The organism is Nocardioides sp., assembly GCF_034670285.1.
Lineage (GTDB): Bacteria > Actinomycetota > Actinomycetes > Propionibacteriales > Nocardioidaceae > Nocardioides.
Map to the genome: position 1 here is coordinate 1 of NZ_JAXMNS010000315.1, position 4,634 is coordinate 4,634.

The following is a 4,634-nucleotide window of genomic DNA, read 5'->3' on the forward strand; positions in this document are numbered from 1 at the left end:
CTCTCGTCGGTGAATCGGAACGCGTCGCCCTCCTGGAGCGGCTCGGCCATCGACGAGCGGGTCAGCGCTCCGCGCGCCACGTAGACGTGCGCGCGCGGCGCGGCCGGGATCTCCACGCTCTGGCCGGCCTCGAGGCGCGCGACGGAGAAGACCGCGCCGGGCACGGGCTCGGCGACCCGGGTCAGCGCGCCCGTCTCGAGCGACGGCGTCAGCACGTCGTACGACGACTCGGCCGGGAGGTCGCCCTCACCGGGGGCGAGCCACACCTGCACGAACCGGGTGGCCGGTGCGGAGGCGCGCTCGCTGTGGTCGACGCCGGGTCCGGTGCTCAGCACGGCGGCCTGGCCGGGGAGCACGGTCACCGGCTCGGAGCCCGAGCCGGAGCCCGACTCGTGCAGGTGGTCCAGAGCACCTGAGACGACCCACGACACGATCACCAGGTCGCTGTGGCGGTGCGAGTCGAAGCCCCGGCCGAGACCCAGCAGGTGGTCGTCGTGGCAGGTCATCGGCCCGAAGCGCAGGTTGTCAGGGTCATAGCTGGAGCCGAACGAGAAGGAGTGGCGGGTCAGTCGCCCCTCCCCCTTTTCGGTGAAGGCGTCAGAAGCCCGGCGGATCTCGACAGTCACGGGCATCATTGTGCCCGTGCTGCCCACGCCCCCGAGCGGGCGCCCTGACCCCAGGTCTGGTTCGCCTGCGCTGCCGCCGGGGTTCGTGCTGGGCACGAGCACCTCGGCCTACCAGATCGAGGGCGCAGCGCAGCAGGACGGACGCGGCCCCAGCACGTGGGACACCTTCAGCCGTGAGCCCGGGCGGATCGTCGACGGCTCCAACGCCGACGTGACGTGCGATCACTACCACCGCTTCGACGAGGACATCGCGCTCCTGGCCGACCTCGGGGCGCCCGGCTACCGGTTCTCGCTGTCGTGGTCGCGCCTGCAGCCCACCGGCCGCGGACCGGTGAACGCCGCCGGGATGGACTTCTACGACCGGCTGCTCGACCGGCTCCTCGACGCCGGGATCGACCCGATGGTCACGCTGCACCACTTCGACCTGCCCCAGGCGCTCGAGGACGACGGGGGCTGGCTCAACCGCGCGACGGCCGAGGCGTTCGCCGACTTCGCCACCCTGGCCGGTGACCGATTCGCCGACCGGGTCGCCCACTGGGTCCCGATCAACGAGCCGAATGTCGTCACGCTCCTCGGCCATGCCGGCGGGATGCACGCGCCAGGTCACCAGCTCGTGTTCGACGCCCTGCCGGCGGCCCACCACCTGCTGCTCGCGCATGGCCACGCGGTGGTCGCCCTCCGCGAGGCCGGAGCCTCGAGCGTGGGGTGCGCCAACAACCACGCCCCCATGTGGCCGGCTACCGAGGATGCCGCCGACCTCGGCGCCACCAAGCTCTTCGACGCCTTGTGGAACGGGCTCTTCATCGAGCCGATGCTGCTGGGTCGCTACCCCGTCGACCTCGCGCCCCTCCTCGAGGACGTCGTCGTGCCCGGCGACCTGGCGATGATCCGGCAGCCGCTCGACTTCTACGGCGTCAACTACTACCAACCGTTCAAGATCGGGGCGACGCCCGAGGACGCCGAGATCCCGTTCGAGTCCCTCGAGCTCCTCGGCTACCCGACCACCGACCTGGGGCGCCCGATCGTGCCCGATGCGCTGCGCGAGTGGCTGATCATGACGCGGGCGCGCTTTCGCTCGGCGTTGCCGCCGCTGGTCATCACCGAGTCGGGTGGCTCCTTCAACGACGAGCCCGACGCGGACGGCGTGGTCGACGACCAGGGCCGCATCGACTACCTCGATGCCCATCTGCGTGCCGTGGGCGAGGCGGCCCAGCGAGGCGTCGACGTACGCGGCTACTACGCGTGGTCGCTGCTCGACAACTGGGAGTGGACCGAGGGCTTCACCCAGCGCTTCGGGCTGGTGCACGTCGACTTCGAGACCCTCGTGCGCACTCCCAAGCGCTCGTTCGCCTGGTACCGCGACCTGGTCGCCTCCCAGCCTCGCTCCCTCGGCTGACCGTCCCAGATCGTGAGTCGGCGCGACTACGCGCCGACTCGGCGCACTCCCGGACGGTGAGTCGGCGCGACTACGCGCCGACTCGGCGAGAAACCTGAGGAATCAGAGGGAGTGGCGCACGGCCAGGGTGGCGCGCACCGACGCTTCGTCCCAGGGTTCGCCGAGCCAGTCGTAGAGCCCGCGGAGCGTGGTCGGGTCGGCGACGTAGTCGTCGTAGTGCACGCGGTAGGCGGCCTCGCCCAGGTCGGCGGCGACAGCGAGGAGACGCTCCTCGGTCTCGGCGAGGTGGGCTCGGTTGTGGTCGGGGTCGCCCTTGGCCCACCAGCCGCTGGAGAGGACGTCGTCGTTGTTGCGGGTGTTGACCAGGAACCGCGCGCCGGGGAAGACCTCGCGCAACCACGCGACGTACTCCTCCATGTCCTGGTGGTACCAGCGGATCTCCTTGAAGCCCACGACCCGGGTGGCGTCCTCGGGGCGCAGCACGGTGCTCAGCGCGAGTCGTCGTACGTCGCCGACCGAGCGCTTGACGGGCACGTCGCCGATCCCGAAGAACGGGTGGGTCGCGACCCGCGAGACCTTGCTCGGCCAGCGCTCCTTGAGGCCGGCGAGCGTGCGGTGATAGCTGAAGAGGTGGTGCAGCGCGTGCTCGTTCTCGCCTCGGATCAGGTAGCCCGGCAAGGCGTTGAGGAGGCCGCTGACGAGCGTGGAGCCGGAGCGTCCGTAGGTCATCACGAACAGGTAGGACAGCTCGGGGTCGCCGTCCAGGCGGGTGCGCAGCCGGGCGACCCGGTTCTCGAGCCGGGCGTTGTCGGCGCGCAGGCGCGCGACCTCCGCGGCCAGGTCGCGCCGCCGGGCTCGCATCAGCTCGACAGTCGTCGCAGCACGTACATCGACTGGCCGTCGGTCTCGCGACCGTGGACGAACTCGTCGACGGCCAGGCCGGCGTCGTGCAGCGTGCGCTCGAAGAAGGGGCGGCTGAAGCGCACGCAGTGCAGCGCGCCCTTCCACTCCAGCTTGAGATAGTCGGTGGGGTTCTCGACGCAGTCGGGCACGTCCTCCTCGACGAACGCCGTCACCCAGGCACGGCCGCCGGGGGCGAGGATCCGCGCGATCGTGGCGCCGTAGCCGGCGAGGTCCTCGGTGAGCATGTGCGAGAAGACGGAGTAGGCGTAGAGGACGTCGACGCTCTCGTCGTCGGCGGGGATGTGGAACGACTGCTCGCCGTCGGGGTTGTAGCGCGCGTTGTGCGCGTCGACGAGGGTGAAGCGGGTGTGCTCGTCGGTGAGGTTGTCCTTGGCCCAGTTGAGGAGCTCGGGCTGGATGTCGACGCCGTGGTAGTCGGCGACGTGACCCATCAGGTGCTTGATGCCGATGGCGAGCCGACCGGCGCCGCAGCCCCAGTCGAGCACGCGCTTGCGAGGCCCGAGGCCCGCGCGGCGACGCAGCACGCGCGCGTCGCGGACCCCGGCGGCGACGAAGTCCTCGTCCTTCTTGAAGTGCTGCCCGCCCATGCGCAGCGTGTACGGCGGCAGCGGGATGCTCGGGTCGAGCGCGACGGGGGCGGGTCCGGGTGCTTCAGGGGTCACGGTCGCTGAGTCTAGGCGCGCCGCTCGCCGCGGACGCGCAGGGCGGCGTCGAGGAGCGTGGCGGCACGGGCGTCGAAGGAGTGCTCGGCGACGACTCGCTCGGCGAGGGCGAGGCGCGCGGCGACGTCCGGCCAGGCGTCGTACGGCGGCCGCGCGAGGCGGGCGAGGTCGTGGGGGGTCTCCCAGGTGGGGAGCGTCGTGCCCAGCGTCTCGAGCAGCTGGTCGAGCCCGACCACGGGGTCGCTCAGCAGTCGTCCGCCGACCGCGAGCACGTCGAAGACCCGGGTGGAGACGAACCCCTCGGCCGCCATGTCGGCGTGGTGGTCGTTGAGCACGACCCCGGCCGAGGCGTACGCCGACGGCAGGTCGGTGTTGGCGATCCGGTCGGCCGCGGCCTCGATGCCGAGCTCGGCCCAGCCGGTGCCGATGACGGAGGTGGCGACGTCGGCGGCACGGGCGGCCGCCACGACCGGCCGCATCCCGCCGCGGGCGTTGCCGACGAAGAGCACGTCGGGGCCGGAGCCCCAGGAGCCCGCGGAGCCAGGGGAGCCAGGGGAGCCCGCGGAGCCCGGGGAGCTGGTGGAGCCGGGGGAGCCGACGCCGGGGTGGAAGCGGGTGGCATCGGTGCACTGCAGCAGGGGCGTCGCCCCGTGGCGCGCAGCCCAGGTGGTGGAGGCAGCGAAGGCGGCGTCGTGCTCGGCGATCTCGTCACCGGTGACGGTGTCGGGGTGGCTGATCACCCAGAGCAGGGTGGTCGCGCCCGGCGCGGGCGCCACTCGTTCCAGGCCGCGCAGGGTGAGGACGACGTCGGTCTCGCTGCGCGTGGACCGGGTCCGGGTCTGGGGGTGGTCGATCTCGACCCACTGGCCGAGGCGCTCGAGGGCGGCGGCGAGCGAGCGGGCGAAGTGCCAGTCGCCCCAGCGTCGACCGATGGGGCCGGCACCGGCCGCGATGTCGATCGACCAGCGCAGGCTCGGCGTGCCCACCACGACCTGCGGCTTCCTCGATCGGTCCTCGAGCGCCGTC

The 4,634-nt window shown here is 72.2% G+C and carries 5 protein-coding genes; 1 reads left to right on the top strand and 4 read right to left on the bottom strand.

The genetic code is table 11. The features are described 5' to 3' along the window. On the bottom strand, window positions 1-626 hold a 626-nt coding region (locus tag VOI19_RS14740), incomplete at its 3' end, for a pirin family protein (protein ID WP_323793719.1). A 16-nt stretch (window positions 627-642) separates the two neighbouring features. Between VOI19_RS14740 and VOI19_RS14745 the strand changes: the two genes are divergently transcribed. Continuing rightward, complete coding sequence (locus VOI19_RS14745) at window positions 643-2,022, top strand: GH1 family beta-glucosidase (RefSeq protein ID WP_323793720.1); 1,380 nt, start codon at window positions 643-645, stop codon at window positions 2,020-2,022. A 102-nt stretch (window positions 2,023-2,124) separates the two neighbouring features. Here the strand turns inward: VOI19_RS14745 and VOI19_RS14750 are convergent, their stop codons facing one another. The 3 genes from VOI19_RS14750 to VOI19_RS14760 form a co-directional block, all read right to left on the bottom strand. Further along, window positions 2,125-2,883 (bottom strand): sulfotransferase, encoded by a 759-nt coding sequence (locus VOI19_RS14750; protein WP_323793721.1) that lies wholly within the window; start codon window positions 2,881-2,883, stop codon window positions 2,125-2,127. After that, window positions 2,883-3,608, bottom strand: coding sequence for a class I SAM-dependent methyltransferase (locus VOI19_RS14755; protein WP_323793722.1), 726 nt, complete (start codon window positions 3,606-3,608; stop codon window positions 2,883-2,885). Before VOI19_RS14755 ends, VOI19_RS14750 begins: the two co-directional genes overlap by 1 nt. An 11-nt stretch (window positions 3,609-3,619) precedes the next feature. Further along, on the bottom strand, window positions 3,620-4,634 hold a 1,015-nt coding region (locus VOI19_RS14760; RefSeq protein ID WP_323793723.1), incomplete at its 5' end, for a glycosyltransferase.

Bases quoted from the DNA above. Each gene is read 5' to 3' on its own strand.
- VOI19_RS14750 (WP_323793721.1), bottom strand. From the start codon at position 2,883: ATGCGAGCCCGGCGGCGCGACCTGGCCGCGGAGGTCGCGCGCCTGCGC.